General features: G+C 61.7%; 24 protein-coding genes. 7 read left to right on the top strand and 17 right to left on the bottom strand.

Going from position 1 to position 26427, the window contains the following annotated elements; all coding sequences use genetic code 11:
* Together ABSB13_RS10870 and ABSB13_RS10865 are read right to left on the bottom strand one after the other, a co-directional pair.
* Positions 1–2407 (bottom strand): DEAD/DEAH box helicase (locus ABSB13_RS10870; RefSeq protein WP_428108126.1); only part of this gene is annotated, 2407 nt, incomplete at its 3' end.
* A gap of 148 nt (positions 2408–2555) precedes the next feature.
* Complete coding sequence (locus tag ABSB13_RS10865; RefSeq protein ID WP_428108124.1) at positions 2556–3407, bottom strand: PDZ domain-containing protein; 852 nt, start codon at positions 3405–3407, stop codon at positions 2556–2558.
* 70 nt (positions 3408–3477) lie between these two features.
* Between ABSB13_RS10865 and ABSB13_RS10860 the strand changes: the two genes are divergently transcribed.
* Entirely contained in the window at positions 3478–4485 is a 1008-nt protein-coding gene (locus ABSB13_RS10860) for a D-2-hydroxyacid dehydrogenase (RefSeq protein ID WP_428108122.1), read from the top strand.
* A 35-nt stretch (positions 4486–4520) separates the two neighbouring features.
* Here ABSB13_RS10860 and ABSB13_RS10855 read toward each other — a convergent pair whose 3' ends face one another.
* Positions 4521–4760 carry a hypothetical protein gene (locus ABSB13_RS10855; RefSeq protein WP_428108120.1) on the bottom strand — a complete coding sequence of 80 codons (240 nt, stop codon included), beginning with the start codon at positions 4758–4760 and terminating at the stop codon, positions 4521–4523.
* A 300-nt stretch (positions 4761–5060) separates the two neighbouring features.
* On the opposite strand from ABSB13_RS10855, the gene ABSB13_RS10850 reads away from it, so the two are divergent.
* Positions 5061–7478 (top strand): TonB-dependent receptor, encoded by a 2418-nt coding sequence (locus ABSB13_RS10850; RefSeq protein WP_428108117.1) that lies wholly within the window; start codon positions 5061–5063, stop codon positions 7476–7478.
* A gap of 72 nt (positions 7479–7550) precedes the next feature.
* Here the strand turns inward: ABSB13_RS10850 and ABSB13_RS10845 are convergent, their stop codons facing one another.
* From ABSB13_RS10845 to ABSB13_RS10815, 7 genes are all read right to left on the bottom strand, one after another.
* Positions 7551–9005: a UDP-N-acetylmuramate--L-alanine ligase gene (locus ABSB13_RS10845; RefSeq protein ID WP_428108115.1), complete on the bottom strand. Its 1455-nt coding sequence runs from the start codon at positions 9003–9005 to the stop codon at positions 7551–7553.
* Entirely contained in the window at positions 8995–10125 is a 1131-nt protein-coding gene (locus tag ABSB13_RS10840) for a serine hydrolase domain-containing protein (protein ID WP_428108112.1), read from the bottom strand. The genes ABSB13_RS10845 and ABSB13_RS10840 overlap by 11 nt, the downstream gene beginning before the upstream one ends.
* Before the next feature lie 28 nt (positions 10126–10153).
* Entirely contained in the window at positions 10154–11080 is a 927-nt protein-coding gene (locus tag ABSB13_RS10835) for a S66 peptidase family protein (RefSeq protein WP_428108110.1), read from the bottom strand.
* Positions 11081–11205: 125 nt separating this feature from the next.
* Entirely contained in the window at positions 11206–12189 is a 984-nt protein-coding gene (locus ABSB13_RS10830) for an NAD(P)H-quinone oxidoreductase (RefSeq protein ID WP_428108109.1), read from the bottom strand.
* A complete protein-coding gene (locus ABSB13_RS10825; RefSeq protein WP_428108106.1) occupies positions 12186–12650 on the bottom strand; it encodes a DUF2141 domain-containing protein in 465 nt (154 codons plus the stop codon). Before ABSB13_RS10825 ends, ABSB13_RS10830 begins: the two co-directional genes overlap by 4 nt.
* 175 nt (positions 12651–12825) lie before the next feature.
* Positions 12826–13827: an LLM class flavin-dependent oxidoreductase gene (locus ABSB13_RS10820; protein ID WP_428108104.1), complete on the bottom strand. Its 1002-nt coding sequence runs from the start codon at positions 13825–13827 to the stop codon at positions 12826–12828.
* 150 nt (positions 13828–13977) lie between these two features.
* Positions 13978–14616 carry a helix-turn-helix transcriptional regulator gene (locus ABSB13_RS10815; protein ID WP_428108103.1) on the bottom strand — a complete coding sequence of 213 codons (639 nt, stop codon included), beginning with the start codon at positions 14614–14616 and terminating at the stop codon, positions 13978–13980.
* Between the two features lie 105 nt (positions 14617–14721).
* On the opposite strand from ABSB13_RS10815, the gene ABSB13_RS10810 reads away from it, so the two are divergent.
* Complete coding sequence (locus ABSB13_RS10810) at positions 14722–15807, top strand: questin oxidase family protein (protein WP_428108100.1); 1086 nt, start codon at positions 14722–14724, stop codon at positions 15805–15807.
* 16 nt (positions 15808–15823) lie between these two features.
* On the opposite strand, the gene ABSB13_RS10805 is transcribed toward ABSB13_RS10810, so the two are convergent.
* Together ABSB13_RS10805 and ABSB13_RS10800 are read right to left on the bottom strand one after the other, a co-directional pair.
* Positions 15824–16504 carry a class I SAM-dependent methyltransferase gene (locus ABSB13_RS10805; RefSeq protein ID WP_428108097.1) on the bottom strand — a complete coding sequence of 227 codons (681 nt, stop codon included), beginning with the start codon at positions 16502–16504 and terminating at the stop codon, positions 15824–15826.
* A gap of 72 nt (positions 16505–16576) precedes the next feature.
* The gene (locus ABSB13_RS10800; protein ID WP_428108094.1) at positions 16577–16828 is read right to left on the bottom strand and encodes a hypothetical protein; all 252 of its coding nucleotides are present in this window, start codon (positions 16826–16828) and stop codon (positions 16577–16579) included.
* A 228-nt stretch (positions 16829–17056) separates the two neighbouring features.
* Between ABSB13_RS10800 and ABSB13_RS10795 the strand changes: the two genes are divergently transcribed.
* Entirely contained in the window at positions 17057–18385 is a 1329-nt protein-coding gene (locus tag ABSB13_RS10795) for a hypothetical protein (RefSeq protein ID WP_428108092.1), read from the top strand.
* Positions 18386–18426: 41 nt separating this feature from the next.
* The gene (locus ABSB13_RS10790; protein ID WP_428108090.1) at positions 18427–19236 is read left to right on the top strand and encodes a hypothetical protein; all 810 of its coding nucleotides are present in this window, start codon (positions 18427–18429) and stop codon (positions 19234–19236) included.
* Between the two features lie 62 nt (positions 19237–19298).
* Here the strand turns inward: ABSB13_RS10790 and pfp are convergent, their stop codons facing one another.
* The 4 genes from pfp to ABSB13_RS10770 form a co-directional block, all read right to left on the bottom strand.
* Entirely contained in the window at positions 19299–20573 is a 1275-nt protein-coding gene (pfp, locus tag ABSB13_RS10785; RefSeq protein ID WP_428108088.1) for a diphosphate--fructose-6-phosphate 1-phosphotransferase, read from the bottom strand.
* Positions 20574–20759: 186 nt separating this feature from the next.
* On the bottom strand, positions 20760–21032 hold the full coding sequence (locus ABSB13_RS10780) for a hypothetical protein (protein WP_428108085.1): 273 nt from the start codon (positions 21030–21032) through the stop codon (positions 20760–20762).
* A 204-nt stretch (positions 21033–21236) separates the two neighbouring features.
* Entirely contained in the window at positions 21237–21407 is a 171-nt protein-coding gene (locus tag ABSB13_RS10775) for a hypothetical protein (RefSeq protein ID WP_428108084.1), read from the bottom strand.
* Between the two features lie 228 nt (positions 21408–21635).
* Complete coding sequence (locus ABSB13_RS10770) at positions 21636–22145, bottom strand: hypothetical protein (RefSeq protein ID WP_428108081.1); 510 nt, start codon at positions 22143–22145, stop codon at positions 21636–21638.
* A 229-nt stretch (positions 22146–22374) separates the two neighbouring features.
* On the opposite strand from ABSB13_RS10770, the gene ABSB13_RS10765 reads away from it, so the two are divergent.
* Entirely contained in the window at positions 22375–22923 is a 549-nt protein-coding gene (locus ABSB13_RS10765; RefSeq protein ID WP_428108079.1) for a DUF992 domain-containing protein, read from the top strand.
* Positions 22924–24004: 1081 nt separating this feature from the next.
* Complete coding sequence (locus tag ABSB13_RS10760) at positions 24005–24439, top strand: hypothetical protein (protein WP_428108077.1); 435 nt, start codon at positions 24005–24007, stop codon at positions 24437–24439.
* A gap of 236 nt (positions 24440–24675) precedes the next feature.
* On the opposite strand, the gene ABSB13_RS10755 is transcribed toward ABSB13_RS10760, so the two are convergent.
* The coding region (locus ABSB13_RS10755; protein WP_428108075.1) for an ATP-dependent helicase at positions 24676–26427 on the bottom strand (1752 nt) is incomplete at its 5' end.

Genomic DNA, 26427 nt, shown 5'->3' with positions numbered 1-26427 from the left:
TGCCGAGCATCGCCATGTGCAGCGTGCGCGGAATCGGCGTCGCGGTCATCGTCAACACCGGCACCAACTTCTTGAGCTTCTTGATTCGCTCCTTGTCCACCACGCCGAATCGGTGCTCCTCGTCGATCACCAGCAAGCCCAGGCGCGGGAACTGAACGTCGCTCGAGAGCAGCCGATGGGTCCCGATGATGATGTCGACTTGGCCGCGGCCGGCCTCGTCGATCACGGCCCGATTTTCCTTGTGGCTGCGGAACCGCGAGACCATCTCGACCCGAACCGGATAATCCTTGAAGCGCTCGCGAAAGGTATTCCAGTGCTGCTCGGCGAGGATCGTGGTCGGCACCAGCACGGCGACTTGCCGGCCGTCCATCACGGCGATGAACGCGGCGCGCAGCGCGACTTCAGTTTTGCCGAAGCCGGCGTCGCCGCAGATCAGCCGGTCCATCGGCTTGGCGCGCGTCATGTCGCGGATGACGTCGTCGATCGCCGCCTGCTGGTCGGGCGTCTCCTCGAACTCGAAGCGCGCCGCGAACTCCTCGTAGTCCGCGCCCGGTGGCGGATACGCGTGCCCCTCCATCACTTCCCGCGCCGCGTACACGTCAAGCAGCTCGGCCGCCATCGCGAGCACCGCCTGCCTGGTGCGCCGCTTTACCTTCTCCCACGAGCCGCTGCCCAGCTTGTCGAGCTTGGGTTCCGCGTCGTCACCGCCGATGTATCGTTGAACGAGATTTATCCGCTCGACCGGCACGTACATTGTGTCGTTGCCCGAGTATTCGAGATTCAAAAAGTCGCCCTCGACGTCGGCGACCTTCATGTGCCGCAGGCCGCGGTACTTCGCGATGCCGTGATCGATATGCACGACGAAATCGTCGGGCTTCAGCTCTTCAAGATTGAGCAGCGCGCCCTTGGCGCTCGGACGCCTGCGCCGATGCGCTCGCGGTTCGCCGAAAATTTCCTCTTCGCTGTAAATGTAAAGACCGTCGGCCTGCAAAACGACGCCGGCGGAAATCTCCCCTTCCATGATCGCGGGGCGGTAGTCCGGCCATTCCAGCAGCGCCGACAGACTTTTGCATTCGACGTTGACTTCGAGGTCCCACGCCTCCAGATGACGGCGCAGGCGCGCCACCTGATGGGGGCCGTCAACGATCATCAGCGAACGTCCCTGCCCGCGCTGGACTTCGCGCAGTTCTGTCGCCAGCGGCTCGAAGCTCGGCGGCGTCCGCAATCCGCTCAGTTGGTTCGATCCCAGCCGCAAACTGGCCTGCGATCTGACCTCAACCGGCACCGCCCATCCCTCGCGCGGCGCGGCCATCGTCACCAGCGAGCCGACCTCGACGGCGGTGAACTTTCCGAGCGCGCGTTCGAACCCGTCCGCCCCGATGAACAGCGAATCCGGCGCGGGATGAAACGCGGGCTTGCGCGCCGCCGCTGCCGTCTCGACGGATACGGTATCGGCAAAGCGATGTGCCTCGGCGAGAACGCGCCCCGGATCGACCAGCCATAGCAACGCGCCCGCCGGCATGTAATCGAACACGCTGTCGAGCGCGCGCCCGTACGCGTACGGCATCAGCAGTTCCGCGCCCGGAAACAGCAGCCCGTTCTCGAGCGCCTCGGCCAGTTCCGCGGCCTCCTTGCGCACCATGCCGATTTCCGCGGCCCGCAACGTGACCTGCTCGCGCAGCTTCGGGTCCTTCAAGGAAGTCGGCGGCACGTAGCGAGTGCGGGTTATCGTCGCCTCGAGCAGTTCGCCGCCTGAGCGCTGGGTGCCCGCGTCAAAATGCCGAATCGAGGTGATCAGGTCGTCTTCGAGCTCGATGCGAATCGGGTCGCGGTACAACGGCGAGAACGCATCGACGATTCCGCCGCGCACGCTGAAGTCTCCCGCCTCTTCGCTCTGCGGCACGCGCTGATAGCCGCACCCCACGAGCGCCTCGACCAGAGCCTCGAGATCCAGAGAATCGCCAATCGCCACTTTAACGATCGATTCATTGAAGACCGTGCGCGGAATCGTGCGCGTCATCAGCGCTTCGGCCGACGTGACGACCAGCGGCGACTCATGCCGAAGCATCGCGAACAGCGCCGCCAGTTGCGACGCCTGCGCGTCGGTCGGTGGCGACAACTGCGCCATCGGTTTCACTTCCCATGAGCGGATCAGATGCACCCGGCGGGTGGCGGCGTCCGCGTCCGGCGCCTCACCGAGAAAAAACGCAACCTCCCCCGCCAGTGCCTCGGCTTCCGGCGGCGTTGACGTGACCGCGACGATTGGACGCCGCAGCCGGGTTCCCATCTCGCGAATCATCAGCGCGCCGGCCGCGCCGCGCAGTCCCATCACGGGGAATCGACGTTCGGTATTTGCCGCGAGCCGCGCTTCGAGTTCGCCGGCCGCTTCTTTGAGGCTGCGTTGCAAGTTTTTCCGATCCCAATACGCAAATTCGCCCTGCGGCGATGCGCGCGAGGAGCGCACATGCCGCTGGCGTCACAAAAATGATAGCAGAAAATCGCGCGCGAACGCGTCGGCCCTACCGGACGAACAATTGTGAAATGAACTCGGGAGGCTAGCGCACGTTGCCAACCGTCGGCGCCGCATTCGCGATTGGCTCGCCCACCGCGCCGACTCGCACCGCGATTTTGATTGTCTTGTGCGAATTACCTTCCGGCCTGATTATCGTCAGGTACATCGTGTCTCCCGGCTTGAGCCGCGCCATCGCGTTTTCCAGATCGCTCTGATCGCGCACCCGCCGATCGTCAACCGCGACAATCAAATCTCCCCCATGGCCCATCGCTCCCGAACTGCTCAGCGCCTTATTCGCCAGGATTGAGCCGCCGGGCAGTATTCCCGTCAGCGTGGAAACCGCCGCGCCGACCGCGCTCATTCCGGAGCGCGCCTGCAGACCAGCTTGCGCGGCCGGACTGTTGGGATCGACGGTCAGCACCTCGAGCCCATGCTCCTCCATTCCGAGGTAGCACTCCGTCGTGTACTGCACGGTGATGCCGAGGTAGGGCCGCGGACGGGGGCGGTTGCTATCGCCGTTGCCGTTGTTATCGCCGGTGCCGTTCTCTGTTTTGGGGCGGAAGTTGGGTTCGATCGACGTGCTGCTCTCGCCCGGATTAAAATTCCGGCCGCCGGGGATCTCCTGAACGCCGGGTTTCGGCGCCGCCAAGCCGGGCTGCGGAGCTATCTCGAGCGTCGCGTCGCTGCCGCCCTGCCCCGCAGTTGCGGGATTGGCGGAATTCCCGCCGCCCTGGGAGCCAGTTTGCGAGTCCTGCGCCTGCGCGACCGCAAGATGACACAGCGTGAACAGCGCGGCCGCCGCCACGCCCAGCGTGAGCATCTTTTTCAGCTTCATTTCATCGCGCTCGGCGATCGACCCGGTGATGCAGGAACCCTGCAAATATAAGCCCGCCACGCGACCTGCTCAACCTGCACGATTTCTGCTTGAAGGACGCGCGAACCCATGCGAAAGTTTCGGTGGGTTCATGAAAATAATATCCACGGTTGCGCTGCAACCCGCGCATCGCGCCGCAATTACCAGCGCGGTGCCGGGAGCCGAATTGGCCGATCGCCAGTGCCGAACCGTCGAGGAAGCCGGCGACTTCGTCAGTGGCGGATGCGACGTGCTGCTCGCCTTTCGCGTGCCTAATGACATCGCGAATCGGGCGCCCGGCCTCAAATGGATTCAACTGCTCAGCGCGGGCGCGGACCACGCGCTAGGCGGACCGCTCAAGGGGATCGCGATTCCAGTCACCACCGCGAGCGGAATTCATGCGACGCCGATCGGGGAATACACGATAGCCTCGATGCTCGCGTATACGCATCGGATTCATCTCGCGATTCGGGCGCAGATTCGCCGCGAGTGGATGCGCTCGGGCGCTTTCATGGCGAGCGTGGACGAAATCCGCGGGCGGACTCTTGGTATCATCGGCTACGGTTCGATTGGCAGGGAAACGGCGCGGCTCGCGGCCGCATTTGGGATGACCGTGCTTGCGCTCAAGCGCAACCCGGCCGAGCGCGCCGATCCCGGATGGTGTCCTGCCGGGCTCGGCGATCCCGAAGGCAAGCTTCCCGCCCGCTTCTTCGGTCCCGGCGAACGCGAAGCGATCCTCCGCGACAGCGATTACGTGTCCGTCACTCTCCCGCTCACCGAGCACACGCGCAAGTTCATCGGCGAGCGGGAATTCGCCGCGATGAAGCCCGGCGCGTACCTGGTGAATATCGGGCGCGGCGAAGTGATCGACGAGCGCGCGATGGCCGCGGCGTTGACCGCGGGAAAGATTGGCGGCGCCGGCCTCGACGTGTTCGAGCATGAACCGCTCGAATCCGAAAGCCCGCTTTGGGATTTGGAAAATGTCATCCTGACGCCGCACGTTTCCGGCGCCAATCGCGGTTACATGGACAAGGCATGCCAACTGTTCGCGGAGAATCTGAAAAGGTTCGCCACGAATCGCCCGCTGCTGAACGTGGTCGACCCCAACCTCGGCTATTAGGCCGTTCAAAACCTTGCCACAGGAGACTGTTTGGTCTAGTTGGTGAGTTGGAATCGCAGACGTCTGGCGTCGTGAGCTTGATTCATCATCGGCACAGCGGAGGAAACTATCCGCACGTCCATCACCACGATGCCGCAGATAAATCGCACCATCACGATCACGAACACCACGACGAAAATAACCATTCGCACGGCCACGGCGATCACGCTTACGACGTACATGGCAATGAAGCCGCGATCGTCGTAAGCGATCCTCATCGGCTTGAGCACTGGCACTTCGATCGTCCTTTCGAGCGCGTCGCAATCGCGCCAATCCGTGATGTCGGAAACGATTCGTCACAGATCGTCGTTGTAGTCGCCAATCATGACCTGAACCGCTTGCCGCTGGCGGCCCGTCCGCCGCCCGCTCTCATCTAGCTTTCTTCCAAAATCGTTCCTTTCGAGATTTCCGCCTGCCTTGAGCCGGAGCAGCACTGTCGTTGTGCGTAACGAAAGTTGCTTCCAGCCGACTGCGCTCAGAGGCAGGAACCGTGCAGGCATTCGTCAGCGAGTGCCGATTGGAGAGCGGGTTTTCTCATGGCTATTTCACCTTCGCGTATGTCGAGGGCGCCGCGATGCTATGCGCAGATCTGCGCTGCTCTGGCGCTAGCGCCTCTGATCATATTGCTGACCGTCAGCAGCTCAGCCGCCGCCAAGCAGCGACTGACGTCCGACTCTCCGGCGGGAACGGTAAAGGATGCCTTGGGCCGGCCCGTGACGAATGCTGTGGTAATATTGCGAGCGGCAGACGGTCGCACAGTCGCTCGGACCACCAGAGGCGAGCACGGACAATTCAAGTTGCCTGCACCGGGACCCGGGACCTACGACCTGGTCGTTCAGAAATCCGGCTTCAAGGCTGCCAGAGCAGCGCTGGTCTTGCCCACCAGCAGCAAAACTCCCCTCGACCTCGTGCTGGAATCCGAACAGGCATTGACCCTACCGGTGAGCGCGAGCCGCGTACACGCACAAAATGGATTGACCGCAACCGGCGCCAGTAAATATACCTTCACTGCCCAGGATGTCGCGAACCTGCCTCAGGGCGAGGCTACTCCCCTCAACCAGGTGATGCTGCAGATGCCGGGGGTGGCACTCGACCAGAACCAGGAGATTCATATTCGCGGCGAGCACGCGGGCATCCAGTATCAGATGAACGGGATCCTGTTGCCGCTCGACATCAACAACGACCCGACCTTTACGCAGCTCCTCAATTCATATTTCGTCAAGAGGGTGAGCCTTATGGATGGCGTGCTGCCGGCCGAGTATGGCTATCGCACGTCGGGCGTAATTGAAATCAGCACCAAAAACGGATGCGATGATGCGCACAACGAGTTCACCATTTACGGCGGCCAGCGGGATACGGCGCAGCCAAGTTTCGAGCTGGGTGGCTGTCACGGAGACTTCAGTTACTATCTCACCGGCGTTTACCTGCACTCGAACCTGGGCCTTAGTTCTGCGACTCCCGGTCCTGAGCCGATTCACGATGGCACCGATCAGGGTCAGGGATTCGCCTACCTGACCTACTCAGTAAGTCCGACCACGCAACTGAGTCTGATCACCGGAATGACCGTTGCCAACAATCAGTTCCCCAATGTGCCCGGTGAGACGCCAGAGTTCACGTTAAGCGGCGTCAATCCTGCTGACTTTCCATCCGCTGATATCAATTCGACGATGGATCAACAGGACTACTATGGAGTTCTAGCTTTGAACGGTGCGCTCGGAACGAATGCTGACTACCAGGTCGCTTACACGATGCACTACAACCGGGAAGACTTTTATCCCGATCCGATAAGCGATCTCATTTACCAGGGCATAGCCCCAAAGGTGTTCGACAGCGACTTCTCAAACGCAGCGCAAGGCAATCTTACTTACCGTCTGGGCAACGACCACACGTTGCGTGGGGGATTTTATTTTGGCGAGTACGGAGTCGAAGCGGACAATACTTCGCAGGTCTTTCCCATAAAGGGTGGTACGACATTAACTGTCCCTATCTCGATTACCGCCGACCTCAACAAGATTAACCTGATTTACGGTGTATATGCTCAGGACACCTGGCAGCTTAGTGAGAAGCTAAGTGTGAATTTTGGCTCACGATGGGATCGAGTTAGCGGCCTTGTCAACGATAGCCAGTTCAGTCCGACCATAAATTTCGTGTACAAGCCGCGCCGCGACACCACGATCCATGCCGGGTTTGCGCGCAACTTCCAGGTTCCGAACTTCCAGGGCATTTCTCCCGGCATCACCGCCTTGAAGAACACCACCGGCGGTGTCGGTCCCGGTATACCCTTAAGCACCAAACTCGACGCCGAAACGGACTACACATGGGATGTTGGGTACACGCATCAGCTCAACCCGCAGCTGGTGCTGTCGCAAGACAGCTATTTCCGGATCGATCGCCACTATATCGACGAAGGCCAGTTTGGTTTCGTCCCTGTGGATGCGCCCTTCAACTACGTAAGAGGCTACGGCGCCGGACTCGAGAACTCGCTCACCTACAATCTTCCCAATCTCGCTCTGCGAGTGTCGCAATTTGTGGCCCGGGAAGAGGTCCGCGGCGTCGCCACCGGACAGTACAACTTTCCTCCGCTGGCGCAGCTTCAATATATTGATCGGCACTACATAGTACTCGATCATACTCCGCTGGTGGGCGCGTCAGCCGGCGCCGCTTACAGGTGGAAGACTTATCAATTTACTTTCGACGGGCTATTCAGCAGCGGTTTGCGTGGCGGCTTCGCCAACCGGACCCAGCTACCGAAAGTGTGGCAGTTCAACATGAGCGCCGCTAAAACTCTCGACGTGCCGGGGCTCGGTCACATTGAGAACCGGATTGTCCTGCTCAACGTGTTCGATCGCATCAATCTGATTCGTCCTTCAACCGGTATAGGAGTTTTCCAGTCCGCCTACGGACCCGCAATCACGGTTTACGATGCGCTGACAATTCCCCTGCCGCCGCTCTAAAGAAGCCGCGCGACTCGCACCGCCTTCTAACCGGGTCCTTCGACTTCGCGCAGGGGCAGAAGCCAGCCCCTGCTACCGTGCCTTCAGCCCCGCCAGGAATCGTTCCTTCAATCCATCGAACGGCCCGTTCGACATGAACAGCGCCACGTCGCCCGCGCGCGCGTCGGAGAGCATCCGCTCGAGGATCTGATCGTTCGACGCGCATGCAATCGCATGAGGCCCACGCGCACTGATGGCACTCGCGAGCGCGCCTGTTTCCAGCCGCTCGCCCGGCGCGATCGGATCGTTTTCCTTGAAATAGACTGGACCCAGATAGACGCGCGATGCTCGATCGAATGCGGCCGCGAACGCCTGTTGAAAAACGTTGCGCCGCGCCGTATTCGAGCGCGGCTCGAACGCCGCAAGTATCCGCCGGCCCGGGAACCGTTCCGCAATCGCCTCGAGCGTGACGCCGATCGCGGTCGGATGATGCGCAAAGTCATCGACCACCGTCACTCCCGCCGCCTCTCCGATCACCTGCTGCCGGCGCACCACGCCCTTGAAGGTGCGCAACCCGCCGCCAATCTCGTCGCCGGAGACTCCCAACGCGCTCAGCAGCACGTAAACGCCCAGCGCGTTGGCGACGTTCATTCGGCCGCCGATCGGAAGATGGATTGAATCCTGGATTCGCACGGCGCCGCGCGTCACCGAAAATCTCGCGCCGTCGGCGCCCACCGTAATGTCCGTCGCGCGGTATTCGCCCTCGCGCAGCCCGTACGTGAGCCGCCGCGCGCGCGCCGCCGCACTGACCTCGAGCGCGTGAGGAAAGTCGGCGCATACCGCGAGCACCCGCGACGAATCCATCTGCTCGACGAGTGCGCGGAAACTCGATTTCACATGCTCGAGATCGCGATAGATATCGGCGTGATCGAATTCGACCGCCGTAATAATCGCACCACTGGCCCGGTAATGCAGAAACTTCGGTCCCTTGTCGAAAAACGCGGTGTCGTACTCGTCGCCTTCGATCACGAAATCGGCGCCCCGGCCAAGCCGGTAGTTCGATCCGAAATCGCTCGCCACTCCTCCGACCAGCATCGAGGGATCGCGCCCCGCCGCTTCGAGCACGTGCGCCATCATCGCGGTCGAGGTGGTCTTGCCATGGGTTCCCGCGACCATCAGCACGCGCCGGCCCTTCAGGAAAAAATGCCACAGCGCTTCAGGCATCGAGAGATACGGGATCGCGCAGTCCAGCAGCGCCACGGCTTCGGGATTGCTCGCCACGATCGCGTTGCCCACCACCACCAGGTCGGGCGCGGGCGACAGGTTCGCGGGCGAAAATCCCGTCATCAATCCGACCCGCGAATTTTTCAGCAGCGACGCCGTCGGCTCGTAGAGCTGCTTGTCGGAGCCCGTGACCGACAAGCCGCGCTCCACCAGCATCCCGGCCAGCGCGGCCATCGCGGTGCCCCCGACTCCGATCAAATGCACTCGCCGGGCCGGCACTGGAATGCGCGCGAGCCGCGCAGCGCTGCCGGATTCAGCCACCATCAAGCGCATCCATGATCAAATCGTGAATCTTGGGACGGAACTCGCGAATCTTCTGATTGTCGCGCCGCGGATGAACCCGGTTGGTCAGCATCGAGATCGCAACTTCGCTTTCCGGCTCGATCCAGATCGAAGTGCCGGTGAAGCCAAGATGGCCCACTGCCGCCGGCGAGAAGCGATGGCCCGAGCTGGAATGCTCCGCCGACGGCGTGTCCCATCCGAGCGCCCACGTCGAGCCTGGCACGGTCGTGTCGCGCGTCCAGAACTCGCGGATTGTTTTTTGCGGCACGAAATCCGAACGTCCGGCGTAACACGCGATCAGCTCGCGCGCGAGGCGATCGACCTCGCGCACCGGCGCGAACAGTCCGGCGTGACCCGCCACTCCGCCCATCGAGAACGCGTTCTCGTCGTCAACTTCGCCGACCAGCAGCCGCTTGCGCGAAGGACAGATTTCGGTCGGCGCGAACATGTCGGCGACCGGCTCCAGCCGCCGCGAGCGGACCAGTGAGATGTCTATATAATCAGTGGCGCGCAGACCCAGCGGGCGGAAGATTTTCTCGCGGCAGAATCGGTTGAGCGCGGCGCCGGCCACCTTTTCGATCGTCTCGCCCAGCAGGATGAATCCGAGGTCCGAGTAGATAGTTTTGCTCGCGGGCGCGGCCTCGGGTTTTTCGCGATGAATCTCCTCGTAAGCGAACTCCTTGGCGCCGTGGCTCGCCATGAAGTTGACCCGCCCGCTTTTTTCGATCTCCGCGATCCGCTGGTAGAACGGCCGCCACGCCGCCAGGCCCGAGCAATGCGCCAGCAGATGCCGAAACGTGACGGTGGTCTTGCCGTGCACGCCAAAATTCGGAAAAAAACGCGTCACTCGATCGTCGAGGCGAAACTTGCCGTCGCGCGCCAGCATCATCACCGCGACCGTCGTCGCCAGCGCCTTGGTCAGCGACGACAGGTCATAGACGGTCTCGATTTTGGCCGGCGAACGGCTCGGCTCGATCGATCTGAATCCGAATGCGCCCTCGAACGCGATCTCCGCGCCGCGCCGCACGACGACCGTCGCGCCGGGAATCACCCGCTCCTCGACCGCGTCGTTGAACGCCTGCTCGACCTCGCTCCATCCCAACGCTTAATCCTCCTGAAAATCTGGCCCGTTACCGCGTCACGGCCGGCTCGGTGAAGATGATGCGGCGCGCGGCCGAATCGATTCGCGCCGCCACGCCGAACGGAATCGTAAAATTCTCGGTGCCATGCCCGGCCTCGACGCCGTACAGCACCGGGCATCCCAGCCCGGCGGTCTGCTCGGCGGCGAAGCGCGCGATCAGCCGCGTCTCCTGCTCGTTTCCGTCGATCGCGCGAATCGCGCCGAAAACAATTCCCGCCACTCGGCCGAGCGCGCCGGTCTGGCGCAACTGCACAAGCATCCTGTCGATTCGATAGGCTTTCTCACCCGTGTCTTCGAGGAACAGGATTCGGCCGTCGAAGCGCGGCTCATACGGTGTGCCGATCGTCGCGACCAGCACCGACAGGCAACCGCCGATGACCTCGCCACTTGCTTGACCGGGATGCATCGCCTCGCGCGCCTCCAGCTCGAAGCCGTCCAGCTTGCCGCCGAGCAGGTCTTGCATGTGCTCGAAGGCGCGCGGGCTCAGGCCTCGCGCAAAATCCATCGCGACCATCGGCCCGTGAAACGATACCATGCCGGCGAAATCGACCAGCGCATTTAAGATAAAGGTCGCGTCCGAGAAGCCGACGAAGATTTTGGGCGTGCGGGCCATCGCCTTGAAGTCGAGCAGCGGCAGCAGCCGCCCGCATCCGTAACCGCCGCGCGCGGAAAAGATCGCCTTGACCTCGGGGTCGGCAAAGTATTCTTGAAGCTCGCTCGCCCGCTCGCGATCGTCGCCGGCCAGTATCCCCGAGCGCGCCAGCACGCGCTGCGAAACTTTGACCCGATAGCCCATCGAGGCGAGCACGTTGACGCCGCGCTCGAGATGCTCCCGTTCGATCGCCGCGGCAGGCGCGACGACCGCAACTGTATCGCCCGGTTTGAGCGCGTTGGGTTTGATCGGTTTGCGGTTCACGCTATCTCGCCCCGAATCCTACCAGAAGGCGCCCGCGAACACCCATCAGTTTCGGCAATTGCGCCACTTCCCGCGGCGCGCGCGCAAGTCGGGAAACCGACCGCGCTGAATCGCGAGCGCCGGGATCAGTCGAACTTGAGAATGATTTTCCCGAAGTGCTCGCTCGCTTGCATCATGCGATGCGCCGTCGGGGCGTCCGCCGCCGGGATCGCCTTGTAAATTGGCGGACGCAACCGACCCGCCTCGAGCGCCGCGCCGAATTGCCCGAGGAACGCCGCGACGATCTGAGCTTTCTCGGCGGCTGGGCGGGTGCGCAGAGTCGAGCCGAAAATTTTCAGATGACGCCGCAAAACGGCGGCCAGATCGAGCTCGGCGCGCGTCCCGTTCATCAAGCCGATCAGGACCAGCCGCCCGCCGTTGGCCAGCGACTCGATATTTCCGGGCAGGTAGGCGCCGCCGATGCTGTCCAGGATCACGTCCACGCCGCGCCCGTCGGTCGCGGCCTTCACCGCCGGCGCGAACGGCCCGCGCTTGTAATTGATCGCGACGTCGGCGCCCAGCTTTCGGCATTGCGCGCATTTCTCATCCGCGCCCGCGGTCACGATCACGCGCACGCCCGCTTCCTTGAGCAATAGAATCGATGCGGTGCCGACGCCGCTGCCGCCACCGTGAATCAAAGCGGTCTCGCCGCGCTTGATCCCGGCGAGCATAAAAAAATTCAGGAACGCGGTCAGAAAGACCTCGGGGATCCCGGCAGCTTCCTCGAAACTCAGCGCCGCGGGAATCTTCATCGCGGATCCGTAATGCACCGCGGCTTGCTGCGCGTAACCACCGCCCGGCAGCAATGCCATCGCGCGATCGCCGGCCTTCCATCCGATCGCGGCGGCGCCGACGGCGGCAACCTCGCCGGCGCATTCCAGGCCGAGGATTTCCGACGCGCCCGCCGGAGGCGGATAGAATCCCTGGCGCTGAAGGATGTCCGCGCGATTCACCCCGGCGGCTCGGACCCGAATCAGTATTTCGTCGGGCTTGATCGCAGGCTCGGCAACTTCGCCGATTTTGAGCGCATTTTCATCGCCGGGTTTTTCAACGATTACTGCCTTCATCATCGATAAATCACTTGCACCGAAATCTGCTTCGTGCCGGTGCCGTCAAAGTGAAATTTCGTCTCGTCGAATGACGGCGCTTTGAACTGGGCCTTGGCGTTGTTTGAAAATCCGTAGCCCTCGAGCGGGTAGCCGATGAAATTCGAATCGAACTTGCCGTTGCCGTTCTCATCGTGAAAAAGCGTGACGGCGTAGTCGCCGGCCGGGACTCCGGCGAAGTCGCACTCGCCGCGCTTGCCCGCAATCTTTGCCCAGATGTGACGTAGTATGTGAGAGTCGTCGCGCGGAAATCCCTCGGGCCCCGGCCACAGCGAGCATCCCAGTTGCCCCTTGTCGTTTCGAAAGCCGGTCACTTCGACCTTGATGCCATCCGCTTTCGCCGCGTCGCCGGCGCGCGCCGGGGCGGGCAGCGCGGCCGCTGCGAGCAGCAGTGCGAATGCGGCCAGCCGGATTCTGATTCTCATTGAATTGCCCCTCCAAAAACGAAGAGGGTCCACGAGGACCCTCTCGCGCGTTCGATTCCCACGAATTACCAAACGCCGAGTCTGGTGCGCGATCGGCACGCCGCTTGATTGCGACGCGGCATCGAGCCTCGATATAGCGCCTGTGCCGGGGAATCGGCAAATCCCGCCTGCACGATCATCCGAGCAACCGCGCGACGGTCTTCTCGAACTCGCCCGGCTTGCCGCCCGCGTCGATCTCCACCGGATGCAGGTCGACGCCGGCTTCCTCCTGCGCCTTGAGCCGCTCGATCGCCCCTTCGACTCCGCCGATATAACCCAACTCGCCCAGCAGCTTGGGCGATAGCGCCGCGGTGCCCGCCTTCGAGCCGCCCCCGTCCCACGCCTGCTTGACCTTCTGCACGTCGTCGCCGAAGCCAAAGCGCGTGAGCTGCTCGGAATAGAAGGTGCCCATGCGCGCGGCGTAGAACGCAACGTTGGCGGCATGTCCTGCCACCGCGCGATCGACGTTCGCCGTTACCGTCACATGTCCGGGCGCTTTGACCGCGACCGCGCGCGGCTCGCGGCCGGCGGCCGTCGCAATCGCGCGAAAATCCGCGATCGCTTTCTTGAGCGAGTTAATCGGGATCATCACCGGCAGCCATCCGTCGGCTTTCTTCGCCGTGAACTCGACGCTCTTTTTGTTGAGCGAGGCGATCCAGATCGGAATATGCTTGCGCGGGGTCTCGAAGCGCATCGTGAAACCGCGCTGCAGCTTGAACAACTTGCCGTCGTAGTTGAGCGGCGTCTGCGCCATTATCATGTTGATGATTTCCACGTACTCCTTCATCCGGGTCAGCGGCGGATTGAACGGGATACCGTGGAAATGTTCGATCACCTGCGGACCGCTGGTGCCCAGCCCGATGATCATGCGGCCGTTGCTCAACTCGTCCAGCGTGCCGAAATGCTGCGCGAGCGCGGCCGGCGTGCGCGAGTAGATATTCACGATCGAAGTCGCAAGCTGGACCTTGCTGGTGTGCTCCGCGAGCAGCGTCAGCAGCGTGAAGGCGTCGCGGCCCCACGCTTCGGCCACCCAGATCGAATGGATTCCCGCGGCGTCCGCGATTTTCGCCCGTTCGATCGCCGCCTTGAAGTCGAGCTTGCCCTGCCAATTGATTCCGATTGATAGCTTGCGCGCCATGAAATTTCCTCTTGACTACAACTACCCGAGATCGCGAATCCTTTTGTACCCGACCAACCTAGCCGAGACTTCGACTTTCTTTCAAACCGTTCGTTCATGGAGTCGAATGGAATTCGAAGCTGCAGTCGCCGCGCGAGACGCCCCGGATCGCTAGCCCGGCGTCGTGATCCGATACGCGCAGCGCCGCGCGCCCGCCAGGATGTGATCGGTGCGCTCGACCCGCGCCTTGTCACCGAGCACCGCGCGGAACAGCGCGAGCTCTTCGCGGCATAATCCCTGGCAGGCCGACGCTGCCGCGCAGATCGGACAATGATTTTCCGCCAAAAGCATCGAGCCGTCGGGCATCCTCGCACATTCGGCCATGTAGCCCTGCTCGCGCCGAACCTTCGCCAACAACAACGCGCGCTTTGCAATCGAAGTTCCCGCCGGGCGAAGCCGCGCGCGATATTCTTCCAGCTGGCGGCGCGTCCTCTCGCGCACCAGCTTGTCCATTCCCGCCTCACCAAACGTAGCGCGCACCGCGGCGATGATTTCAACCGTGAGGTCGCCATGGCTGTCAGGAAAGCGCCCGGCCGCGGCGCTCGTCAGTTTCCATACGCGGGCCGGCCGCCCCAGCTTGCGCCGTTCGTCGGTGAACTCGACAAGGCCTGACAGCCTCAGGCGATACAGATGCTGCCGCACGGCCATCGCCGTCACGCCCAGGCGGCGCGCGGCCTGCGCCGCGGTTTGCGGCCCGTGCGTCTTGAGCTGGTACAGAACGCCCTCACCGGCGCGCGCGTCGTGCTTCATGCAATGAGATGGTACCCGCCATGGAATATTAGTCAAGCAAGTGCTTGACTTAGTATATAAAGCGAGTACTTTACTAACTATCAGAGCCGCGAGGAGGCCGCATCGATGAAGGCGAAAATGAATCCGGCTGATTATTCTGCCCTCGATGAAACGCTCGAAATCATGGCGCCGATGGGCCCCGACTTGAGCAATGGCCTCTCCAATCACGCCCCGATGGCGATCGAAGCGATGTGTGCGATGGGCCGCCGCGACGCCGTGATGCCGTGGTTCGAACGCTACCGGCGCCGGCTCGCACCGCGTCGCGCACGGGTCGCACGGCTGACGGACGACAATTGGCGCGCCGCGCTCGGCGACCTTCGCCGCACCGAGGATTGGTTCGAGTTCTTCCGCAATGAAATCGCGGAGCGACCTTGGCCAGCCGTGCTCGACAAGTGGACCGCGCGGCTCGCACCGGGTCTGATGGCGGCTGCGACGCACGGCGTGATTCGCACCGGCCACGCAACTCGGGCGCTCGCTCTCGAAGATACTCCCTCGCGCCGGCGCGAACTGGCCGACGGACTCGCCTATTGGGCCGCCGATTACATGCCGCTTCCCGCCGGCCCGCATCGGGACAGTACCGTTCGCGCGATGCCGTCAAAGGCGATCGCTGGCGTGCAGATAATTCCGCCGGAGATTCGCCGTGCCAAAATCGGCGCGCTTACCGATGCGCTCGCACAACTCGATTCCTTCGAGCCGTTCAAGGATACGCTGGACGCAGTCGATCCCGCCGGCGACGCATGCGCATTCATTTCCGACCTGACGGCTACCTTTGCGCGCGTCTTTCTTGCCAACGCCCACAACGCTTATACGACCATCGCGTTCGTCCACGCCGTGACGGGCCCGGCCGCCATCCGCCCTCTCCTGCCGTACCTGCGCGATTCAACCGCGCACGCCGCGCTCGCATACGGGTGGCAAACGGCTGCCGCGATGTACGCAACTTTCGCAACGCGGGCAGACCTGGGGCGCGTGGAAATCGATGAGCTCAAAGTTTGGGACGAAGCTGGACTCATCGAGCGCGCGATCGCATGCGGCGACGAGCACGCGATCAAATTCACCGAGGTTTGCCTGCGCGAGCATGCGTTCAATCCGGACCCGGCATTTCTCGCGGCCGCCAGCCATGCGATTCATATCCTGAGCGGCGCCGAACACTGACGGACACCGCGCCTGGTTACTTGAGGCCGCAGTAAACCGCGAAGATCAGATTCTTGTACGCGCAATCGATATCCCGGAACCCCGCCTCGCGCAGCCATTCGAGCTGATCTTCGAGCGTCGCCGCGCGATCGAACTTCATTCGGTCGAGCGCCAGCCCGAGGTCGCGATCATCCATCCCCAATTCGCGCACCCGCGTGATCCACCGCTCGTGATGAAACCGGTGCCGCTCCGGAGTCGCGCCGCGACACTGCTCGGCGTTGACGAATACACCGCCGTCGTTGAGCGCGCCGTAGATTCGATTGAACAACGAGCGCTTTTCGTCGTCGCCCAGGTGATGAATCGAGAGCGCCGAAACCACCGCGTCGTATTTTTCCTGGATCGGGTCAACTCCGTAGTCGGAGACCTCGAAGCGGAAGCGCTCGCCGCCCAATTCGAAGCGCGCTCGCGCCCGCTCGAGCATCTCGCTCGAGATGTCAACCATCGTGATTCGCGCCTGCGGGAAACTATACGCGATGAACGCCGACAACAGGCCCGTGCCGGCGCCGAGATCGAGAACCTTGAGCCGGCTATCGTGCGGAAACCGTATCAAATCGATCGCCGCGCGATAGAAGTCGTCGAATCCCGGCACCAGTCGGCGCCGCGTGCGGTCGTAGTCCTCCGCCGCAAGATCAAACGCGTGCTGTACTGATTTCGCCATCTGAAGATTGTGCGGACGCGACGGTCGCGAATCAACCGCACCCTCGAGACCGGTGGCGATCCATCCGTACCGCTATTTACTGAGTTTCGTTAGTCCTTTCTTTCTGCGCTCGGCCCACCGCTTCTTCATAAGCTCCGACAGCCGCTTTCTGCCCTCTTTGGTGATACCGCCGCGTCTCTTGGTTTTCGTGGCGCCCGGCTTAGCAGCCGCGACCCGGCCTCTGCGGCCCTTAGCCGCCGCCCCCGCTCCTACCAAAGCCGTGATCGCACTGATAAGCCGGTCCCTTTCCTTCTTCAAGTCTGCAACGATTCTATCGATCTCCAAGTAAGTGCTCCTTTGGGTCCCCTAGGTCCCCGATGCTTTGTTTAGCTCCCAACCCTAACCATATGCAACCACTATAATTGCTGGAGTTACCTTGAATTGCAATTTCTCCGAGCTAAGTTGTCCAATGCCCCGGATAGGCCGCAGAACCTGTCAGCCTGCGACTGCGCACGGGTTCTGAATCCTCTTCACCGCCTGTTTGCCTTAAATGGGAATCCCGGCTAAGCAGATGTGGCCAAAGAGGAGTGGGCGAAAATCTTGGGGGGAATCCGGCTCGGACGGTTCATCGCGATAATCGCATCCGCATGCGTTGTCGTCGCATTTTTCTGCAAGCTCGCGGCCGCGCAGGACGGCGTGTTGAGCGGCAGCGAGGCCGCGGTGGTGAAGGCTCGCGTCGAGAAGATTCGCGGGCTCAAGCTCACTGCCAATGTGCCCGTGTCCTATCTCAGCGTCGCCGAGACCGAATCCAGGTTCAGTACCGAGTTCGCGCGGGAGACGAGCCAGGCTGAAATCGACGCGGGCGTCGGAGAGGGCAAGCTGATCGGTCTTTATCCGCCCGATATGAAAATCGAGCGCAAAGACCTCGCCGATGTGGCCCTCGAGCTAGCCGGCTTCTATGATCCCCGACAGAAGGACATCGTCGTTATCAATCGGCCTATCGCGGTTGCGCTGCCGGAGCGATTTCGAAATGCCGTGACGGAGCTCAAGAAGCTTGAAACCGCTGGCACCCTGGGACACGAGCTGACCCATGCTCTTCAGGACCAGCACTTCGACATCGAAGCCGCGCAAAAAAAGTACAAGGGTGATACCGACCACGAACTCGCCTACAAGGCAATCGTCGAGGGCGATGCTACCCTGTCGGGATTTTCGGTGGTGACCAGGCGCGTCGATGACCAGACGATCGACTACTTCGACACCCATCTGCAGGACATCGTTCCTATATTTATGGGTCGCACGGAAGGCAAGCCGCGCGCGATGACTTACCCCTTCATTTTTCAGTACACCGAGGGAGCCCGTTTCGTCGCCGAAGCCTACCATCGCAAACGCTGGGACGGCGTGAATGCCCTCTTCACGGGGCCGCCGCTCTCGACGCAGCAGATCATGCATCCCGAGCTTTACTTCGACCATCCGACTCCCGCCAAAACCGTCATGCTCGCCGGTTACGAGAAGGTTCTGCGCGATTGGAAAAAGGTCGACGAGGACACGCTCGGCGAGTTGATGCTCAAGATCATGATCGAGCGCACGATGGGTGAGCAGACACCGTACGTGGAGGCGGCTGCCAAGTGGGCGGGCGATCGGATCGTCGCGCTGCAAAAGGGAAAATCGATGACCGTGCTCTGGATGCTCACCTTCCGCGATGCGGGCTGCGCCGATAACTTCAATCGGCTCTACTCGGGAATCCTCGACAAGGTCCTGCCCGCCACCACCGCCCGCAAGATCGAGCAGCGCGGTCCGGCGGTCTTCGTCATGATTGGCGACGGCGCCATCCGCTATCATGAGTTCCTCCCCGAGGTGTGGAAGCAGAGCCGCATCGACAACGCTCCAATCGAAGCCCCATGAATTTTTATTGAGAGCGCAGACGGTTCTCGGCTCAACCGCGGATGAAACTCCGACTCAATCGAGGCTGGCTTCCGCACTTCACGCCCAGACGCCGCCGCATCCTGACTTGGTGCGGAATCGTGTTGGGCGTCGTCTTCATCTACCTATATATTTTCGGCGTCTCGGCCTGGTTCGTAATCATCGAAGGACGAAATTTATCGGGTAAGGACGACCCCTCTTCGTGGAAGACCCCCGTCGCGCTGAAAGACTTGTCGATTTCCAGCGCGCCCGGCCGCAAGCTTTCCTATTTGGGATACGAATTTGAGGTACCCTGGGACGATTTGGACGAGCAAAAGACGAGACTCGTCGGAAAGTGGCAAGTGATTTCCTTTCATTCTGGAGAGTCCATCGTGTTTTCCACACTCCCACCAAACGGGTTTGTGAACTCGTTTTTTGAAGAGGGCGGCGCTGATAAAAGAGCGTGGAGCCGGTTCCTTGGCGCGGAGACTACACAGTCCGACTATGCCTTCATCCGAGCTGCGCTCGAGACCACCCCTGGCGATATCGGTTTACTCACGCCCCGAGGAGCGGCGGCTCGCACGATATTCCTGTTGCTGATGAAATCGATCCAGATAATTGCGAACGAGGGGCACTCAGGTATCTTTTTGATTCAAACCAGGGATTTCCGCGGCTTCCAATACGGAAACCCGGCTAGCCGCCCACCCGAAATTGAGGCCGATCTGTTCGCAGACAAGGTCCACCTTCATTTCGTATTTCCAGAAAAAAAGTGGCCAATCTCACAACCAGAAATCAACCGCGTCATCCAAAGCGTGCGACCAGTCCATCAGCAGGCTTCAAGTGTGGACCATTGAATCCGCCCCAAGGTGGCAGTGGCGGCGTTGGCGCGACTCAGCAGGCACACCCGCGAAAGGTCTCAGATCCCCTCAGTCGTGGCACGCACCGAAGGCAAAAATCTCGCCTTGAAAGCCGCGGCTGAGAGCTTCGCATGTTCGGCGAGCCTCGACAGCGCCGGCTCCTCGAAGTCCTCCAGCTCGAGCCGAATCATGTACGAGCGCGCCACCTGGTATGACTCGGTGGAGACATCCACGGTCCGCACGCGAATCCGGCCCGTGCTCGGGTCGAGCAGTTGCTCGAAATTGACCGGCGTCACGCGGCCACCCGCGACTGCGATCAGCACATCGGAGCCGCCGCTTAGCAGGTGGCGCACCGCGCCGTAGCCCAGCGTTCGGGTATAATCGACGTCGAATGGCAACGGCTTCGCGCAGCGCAACTCGTAGCCGATGTCCTTGGCGACCACGGTAGCATCGATGCCGAGTTGCTTGAGCGCCGCGCCCACCTGATCGCGCAAAACAATACCCAGCGGGATGTCCGCGATGTGGACGTGGCCGTAAGCGTCGGCGTGCGAGGCCGCCGCCGAGGCGAGCGCGCCAACGTCCATGCGCTCTGCGATTCCTTCGGCGATGACCGCGACGCCGTCGTCGTAGCCGCTGGCGCGACGCTTGATTATCGCGCCCACGATAGTGTCGACGACCAGTGCGAGGTCAAACTTCCCGCCGCGATATTCCTCTGGAATCACCGCCAGCGTGGCGCCAGCTGACTTGCACATACCGAGCGCGAGAGACCCCGACTTCCGGCCCATCGAGATCGTCAGGTACCACCTGCTGGTGGTGCGGGCGTCTTCCATCAGCGATTCGATGATCCCGGCGCCGACGGCACGCGCGGTTTCGTAGCCGAACGTCGCCGCATTCTCGGGCAGCGGCAGATCGTTGTCGATCGTTTTTGGCACGGTCACGATGCCGATCCTGCCTCTGGTGCGCTCGGCGATTCGCGCCGCACCGTACGTGGTGTCGTCGCCGCCGATACAGATAAGGTAGCGAACGCCAAGCGCCGTCAGCGCATCGATCACGCGCCCCAGGCTCGCTTCGTCGCGCGCCGGATTGGCGCGCGAGGTGCGCAGGATCGAGCCACCGGTGAAGTGGATCCTGCTGACCTCCTCGATATTGAGTTCGACAACGTGCCCGGTGTCGCCTTCGACGAGCCATCGATAACCGTCGCGCAGTCCCACGACGCGCAGTCCGCACTTGATAGCCTCAATGGTGGCCGAGGCGATCACGCCGTTGATCCCGGGAGCCGGACCGCCGCCGACCAGGATCGCGAGGGTTTCCCGCTGCTTATCGTCGCTCTTCATCGTCGCATCGGATTCCCATTTTGATTCCTGCTCCAGACTCGCACCAACCACAATCCGTCCGCAAACGCAAAGTTCAAAGCGGAAATAGAATGTTTTAAAATTACCGCAACCTGACCAGGCGGCTCGGCGTCGCGGGAGTAATGAACGTCGCGGGTTCACCAACGGATGCGCGGGCGATCGAAGTATTTACTTCGAGTTCGATCCGAACGCCTCACCAATAAGGTGAAACGGAAACATAATTACGGTTTCAATCGCGCTCATGACCCCGCCGGATTCGCCGGATGAACTTGCGGACGGCGCGGGTGTTGGCGCGCTGGCCGGATCACTCGCGTCGTCCGAAATATACGCGTACGGCGGGATCGTCTGATCGATCTCCTGCGTCGTCATGCATCCGGCCGCGAGCGCGATCGCGCCGCCAACAATCGCGGCTGCAAGAGTCGATTTCCGCCTTCCAGTCACTCGCTTGGTTTCGGCGCCACGATTACCACGGTTATCGGTCCCGGAGTATGGTTCCCGACGCAGGTCCGCTTTGCATCGCGTCGCTCGAAACGGCCGACGATAGAGAGTCGCTAATCTGTTTGAATGGGGTTGATGCCCAAATCGATTCCGTAGGTCGGGAAAAAGGCGCGCGCGGATACTAACGCGTCGAAACTATGGTCGAATCTACATTAGATTGTTGGTCGCCATCACGCTTGCACTAACCTCTGCGCCAAAAGACTGGTATCCGGCGTAAACGACTACGGCGACGGCTGCAACAATCAGCACATATTCAGTCATCGTCTGTCCGCTCGACGATTCACGAATCCGGACATAGAACCGCCTTATCGCATTCATTCGAGTACCCTTCCCTTTTAGTAAATCATCTAGCGCTGACCACCTATAATGCTTACGAGCTAAATAATGCCAATTGCACCGTCAGAACGCCAGAGGCGCATAAGTTGCGCTGCTGCAACAGACTACGAATCATTAACCGAACAATCGTATCCGTTCTGGCGGGCGCGATCCGCGCATAGGTCGCGCAACTTGCGGGCAGATCCTGTTCAATGGTTCCAGGCTGATTGGCTATTGAGCGACCTCGCCCGGCGATTTCGCCAGCGGCACCAATTGCGCGATGTCGCACTGGATCAACGCCTGTATTTTGTTGTCAATTTGATAGAAGCGCGTCACCTTCACTTGCGAGACAACGGCGCGGAACTGCGCAATGAATTCTTTCTGCACGTCAAGCCGCGCCTGCGCGATGGCGATTACCTCGTCGAGCTTCTGCTTCGCATCGGCATCGGTGAGATTGTCGTACTTGGCCGCAAATTCCTTGAGCTCTCTGATGTGGCGGTCTTCGATGCGATCCATCTTCGCTTCGTAGGCGTCGTAAACCGGCCAGAACCTGGTCGCTTCATCGGCGGTCAGGTTCATGTTGGCGCCGACCGTTGCCTTGCGCTGTGCGCGGGCGGCCGCGATGTCGAGCTGCTTCTGTGAGGTCGGCGGGTTCTGCGCTGAGGCCGGACGGCTCAGCCCGATCATGCAGACCACCAGCGAAGCTACGGTGAAACTTACGAGAATAGTCTTGAGGCTCATCAATCAATTCTCCTGGGGTTTTGACTTCAACAAAGACCGCAGGATGGTGCTGCATTAGAAGTTCAGAGTCAAGTGGATAAGTACACTTGCTCGAACCCAGACGACCCGTATTGCATTTAGACAAGCAAATATGCAAGTTTGTGAGTTTGACTGGGTAAATTAACGTGAGGAATTTTCTGCGGGGTCCGGCCAACCGGAACGGAAAGCCTCAGCATAGACGGAGGAGAAAATGAATTCGAAAGCACGCGGAATGGTAATCGCACTGGGGTTGGCGGTGGCACTGGCCACAGGCGCACCGTCGGCACGAGCCCAGGGCGCAGCGCCCGCAGCGGCGCCTGCATCCGGCGGAGGGGCGGCCGTTCGGGCAGGATACCTGACTTGTCACGTCTCGGCAGGATGGGGGTTTATTTTCGGCTCGTCGCGCAAGCTGAATTGCGCGTATGCCCTGCAGCCGGGATACACCGAGTATTACACCGGTTCGATCACGAAGTTCGGCGCTGATATCGGGTACCTGCAGTCGGGCGTAATAATGTGGGCAGTTCTAGCCCCGACCACCAACCTTGGCCAGGGTGCACTTTCAGGTCATTACGGCGGAGCGACTGCGAGCGCAGCGGTCGGAGTCGGCGCGGGCGCCAACGTACTGGTCGGAGGCTTCAACAGCTCGATCGCGTTGCAGCCGGTCTCGATCGAAGGACAGAACGGCTTGAACGTCGCGGCAGGAGTCGCCGAGCTGACGTTGAAGTTTAACGAAGCGAAGCCGGCGAAGAGCACTCCGTAGCCAGCATTTTCGCTTACCTCGGAGTTATGTACAGCGGAGGCGGCGCTCATGGCCGCCTCCGTTTTTTTGCGCCTTCTCAATCGATCGCAGTTAGTCACCATGCCGGGGGCGGGACTCGAACCCGCACGGAACTTTCGCTCCAGAGGATTTTAAGTCGTTTGATTATACCGAAAAGTTCTTTATTTTATTGGCTTTATTTCCATCAAATCTGAAAGTGTGTAAGTTTCTGTGTAAGTATTTTAGAAAGCCCAACAATATCAGGCATCTTCAGCTGTGTCGTTCTGAAGGCTTTTCATCGCATCCGTAATTTCCGATTGTTTTTCGGTGTCTTTGGGGGCCGCTTTCGCGGCTCTTCCGTCATGCTCCGGTCAGAATGTACTTCGCTAGAAAAAGCGCGGTGCCTCGCGCCGGCTCAGCCCCTCAACATAAACCGCTCGTCGCACCTACCCATACAGTTCCACGCCTTTCATCCTCCGCCTTCAACCTCCATGGCTGAAGGCTACCTGCTGCTGGAGTTTTACTCCGGCGCGCCCGGCCTACCCGGGCCGCTTCACTGAGGATTTTCTCTCCGGCGCTTACAACTGGGTACGGACAATCGGAGAGGAATCGAAATCTTCACATCACAGACCTCTTCTGTAGCATCTTGCTCCACTTAGTTACGTCCGAGAGTCTGGCTCCGTAAAACTCGATGTTTATGCATGGCTTTCCGTGTCTAGACATCAAGCACGCAATCGGCTAGAAGCGTTCTCAATCGACGAGAGCGAGGTTTAAAACGCTTCGGTAGGGGACCGAGGCGTTCGCGGCACCGCCGCTCAAACCTCGTCAGACGGTCGCGAACGCGTCGTTTTCGTTAAGGGAGCCTCGTGGGGGAAACCGAGCGACAGGTTGCGTCAGCCAAGCGGAGCTTCGCTTTAACGCGCAGGCCTCTTCGCGATCAGATCGCTCATCTGCGCCGTACGGTTGCGAGCCTGCGAGGCCGTCAGGGTCCGATTCCGTCCGACTGGGTACAGGCGTGTTTCGAATTGGGAGGTGCACGACCATGCGACCTGCTCTCTCCTTAGCAAGAGCTAATTCAAGCAACATGGAAGCGCGCCGGGCAGCGAAAGTCGCGCTATGGGTGAAGGTGCTGGCGCGGATCGGATTCATTCTTTCCGTGGCTCTCCTCAGCCTTCCGCGGCTGGCACTTGCCGGCAACGTGTTTGTTCTTGACTGCAACCTGCAATGGACACCAAATACAAAACGCGCAGGCCAGCAGTTCTCCATGGCCTTCGTGTTTGACCCCGATAAGCAATGTCTCAAGGAATGGCATCACTTAGAAGCAGCCGGCTACGGTTTTGTTGGTTGGCCTGGGACCGAGGAGTACAACGACTCGGAAATCGTACTGGACTTCAAAATAAATCATGTGAAGCTTACGTTCGATCGAACCGTCGGAACAGTCACAGGATATTCGTACGGTCACGACCAGTTGTGGTTTATTGGCAGATGTACCAAAGCAAGAAGCGGTCCGGTGTTTTAGTTGATTGGCGTACGTCGGCAGTTGCCAGCCTGCGAGCCACTTGATGGGTTACGCCATCTCAATCGCTCAGGACGAAAAGCTGTAAACAACGAGGAGGGGCTATTATGAAATCATTTGCCGAGTTGCCTGCCTTGATCGGACTTGTCGGATGTCTGGTTCTGATGCCGAATCTCGCGGTCGCCCAGAGCGACTACAACGGACCTTCGACAAGCGGCGGCAACGATACGTACCACAGCTCAGAGCACTCCGAAGAGATCAATCAAAAGAACGAGGAAAACCGCAGAGAAACGGAGCCGGCCATGGTACCGAACTACTCTAACGGGGAAAGTGGAGAGGAAGTCCAGCACGGCGCCGGCGGGCCGGTTAGGTCGGGCCTCGCCCAGAGCCTCGTCAGTGGCCTGGGTGCCGGCGCAGTGGGGGGCCAGGCCGGCCAACCAAGGGCTCGGGGCCCGCCGCAGGGCGGCGCCATTGCCCGCCCGCCTCTGCCTGGCCCACGAGCAGTGAAGTTCTGTCTCGGCCCGGGTCAGGGCCACATAGAGAAGGCGCCGTTCCTCGGCCAGGGCCGCGGGAGTGGTGGCGTAGGCAATTGGCACCAGGCCGGACTCGAGCCCGCAAACCCACACCGCCGGCCACTGGAGGCCCTTGGCCCGGTGGAAGCTGCTGATCGTCACAGCCTCGGTCGCCGCCGGGTCGGGACGCCCCCCCTCCTCGGCCCGAGCTTCGTCCTCTTCCAGCGGCGCCATGGCCCGGAACGGGATCCCGGCGCGGCCCAGAGCGGCCGAGACAACGCTCAGCTGAGCGTTGGTCCGGGCCAGCACGGCCATGTTCTCCCACGACAGGCCCCGGGAGCGGGCCTGTCGCAGTTCGCAGGCGATGCCCTGCGCCTCGGCGTCCTCTGACGGGTAGGAGCGCAGGTCCGGGAGAGGGCCGTCCGGCCGGCTCGAGCGTACCGTGGTCGTACCGGCCTGGCGACCGAGGACGGCGGCCGCGGCCGCCACCACCTGCGGGCTCGAACGGTGGTTGTCGTCCAGGTGGACGACCTCGGCCTGCGGCCATCGCTGCGGGAAGTCGGCCAGGAAGCCCGGGTCGGCGCCGTTCCAACCGTAGATGGCCTGGTTGGGGTCGCCCACCACGAACAGGTCTTCGTTGTCACCGAGCAGCGCGAGCAGCAACCGGCACTGGAGGGGGTTGACGTCTTGGAGCTCGTCCACGAAGACGTGCTGCCAGCGCCACCTCTGAGCCGCCCCGAAGCGCTCGTCGGTCTCGAGCGCGTGGGCGTAACGCGCCAGGAGGTCGTCGAAGTCGACCACCCGGCGTCGGCGTTTCTCGTCTTCGTACCGGGCGTACAGGGCGCCGATGGCCTCGGCGTCGGCTGGGAGGTCCCGGCCTGCCCGCTGGGCGGCGGCGGCAAACGAAGCCGGCGCCACCAGACGGGCCTTGGCCCACTCCACCTGGCTGGCCAGGTCGGCGATGCTCGCGTCCTGCAGACCAGGCCGTCCGGCGACCAGCTCGGCTATCAACCGGCGCTTGCCGGCCAGCAACGCCGGTTCTGGCGCGCCACGGTCCGCCCACCAGCGTCGCAGCTGGCCCCGGGCCAGGGAGTGGAACGTGCCTCCCATTACGGGGGCGGCCAGGCCCAGGCCGGCCAGGCGCTGGTGCAGCTCGCCGGACGCCTTGCGGGTAAAGGTGATGGCCAGGGTGTGCTCAGGCGTGGCCGTGCCGGCCGCCACCCGGTACCCGACCCGCCGGGTCAGGACGCGGGTCTTGCCCGCCCCGGCGGCAGCCAGCACGCACACCGTCGTTGCCGGGGTGGTCACGGCCCGGTACTGCGCGGAGGTCAAGTCGGCGAGCAGCGGTGCCTGCCGGTCCGGTGCGAGGCGGTCCGGTGCCTGGTCGTCCCGCGCCTGGTCGTCCCGCGATGGGTCGTCCAAAGTCACACTCATGTAGTTCACCCTACAAGGGGGCAGTGACCGGAACCGTGGATGGCC

Origin of the sequence: Binatus sp. (SeqCode) (assembly GCF_050013435.1) — a bacterium.
In the GTDB taxonomy this organism is placed as follows: Bacteria; Desulfobacterota; Binatia; order Binatales; family Binataceae; genus Binatus.
The sequence above is the reverse complement of the archived record's forward strand: the minus strand, read 5'-3'. Positions and strand labels throughout refer to the sequence as shown.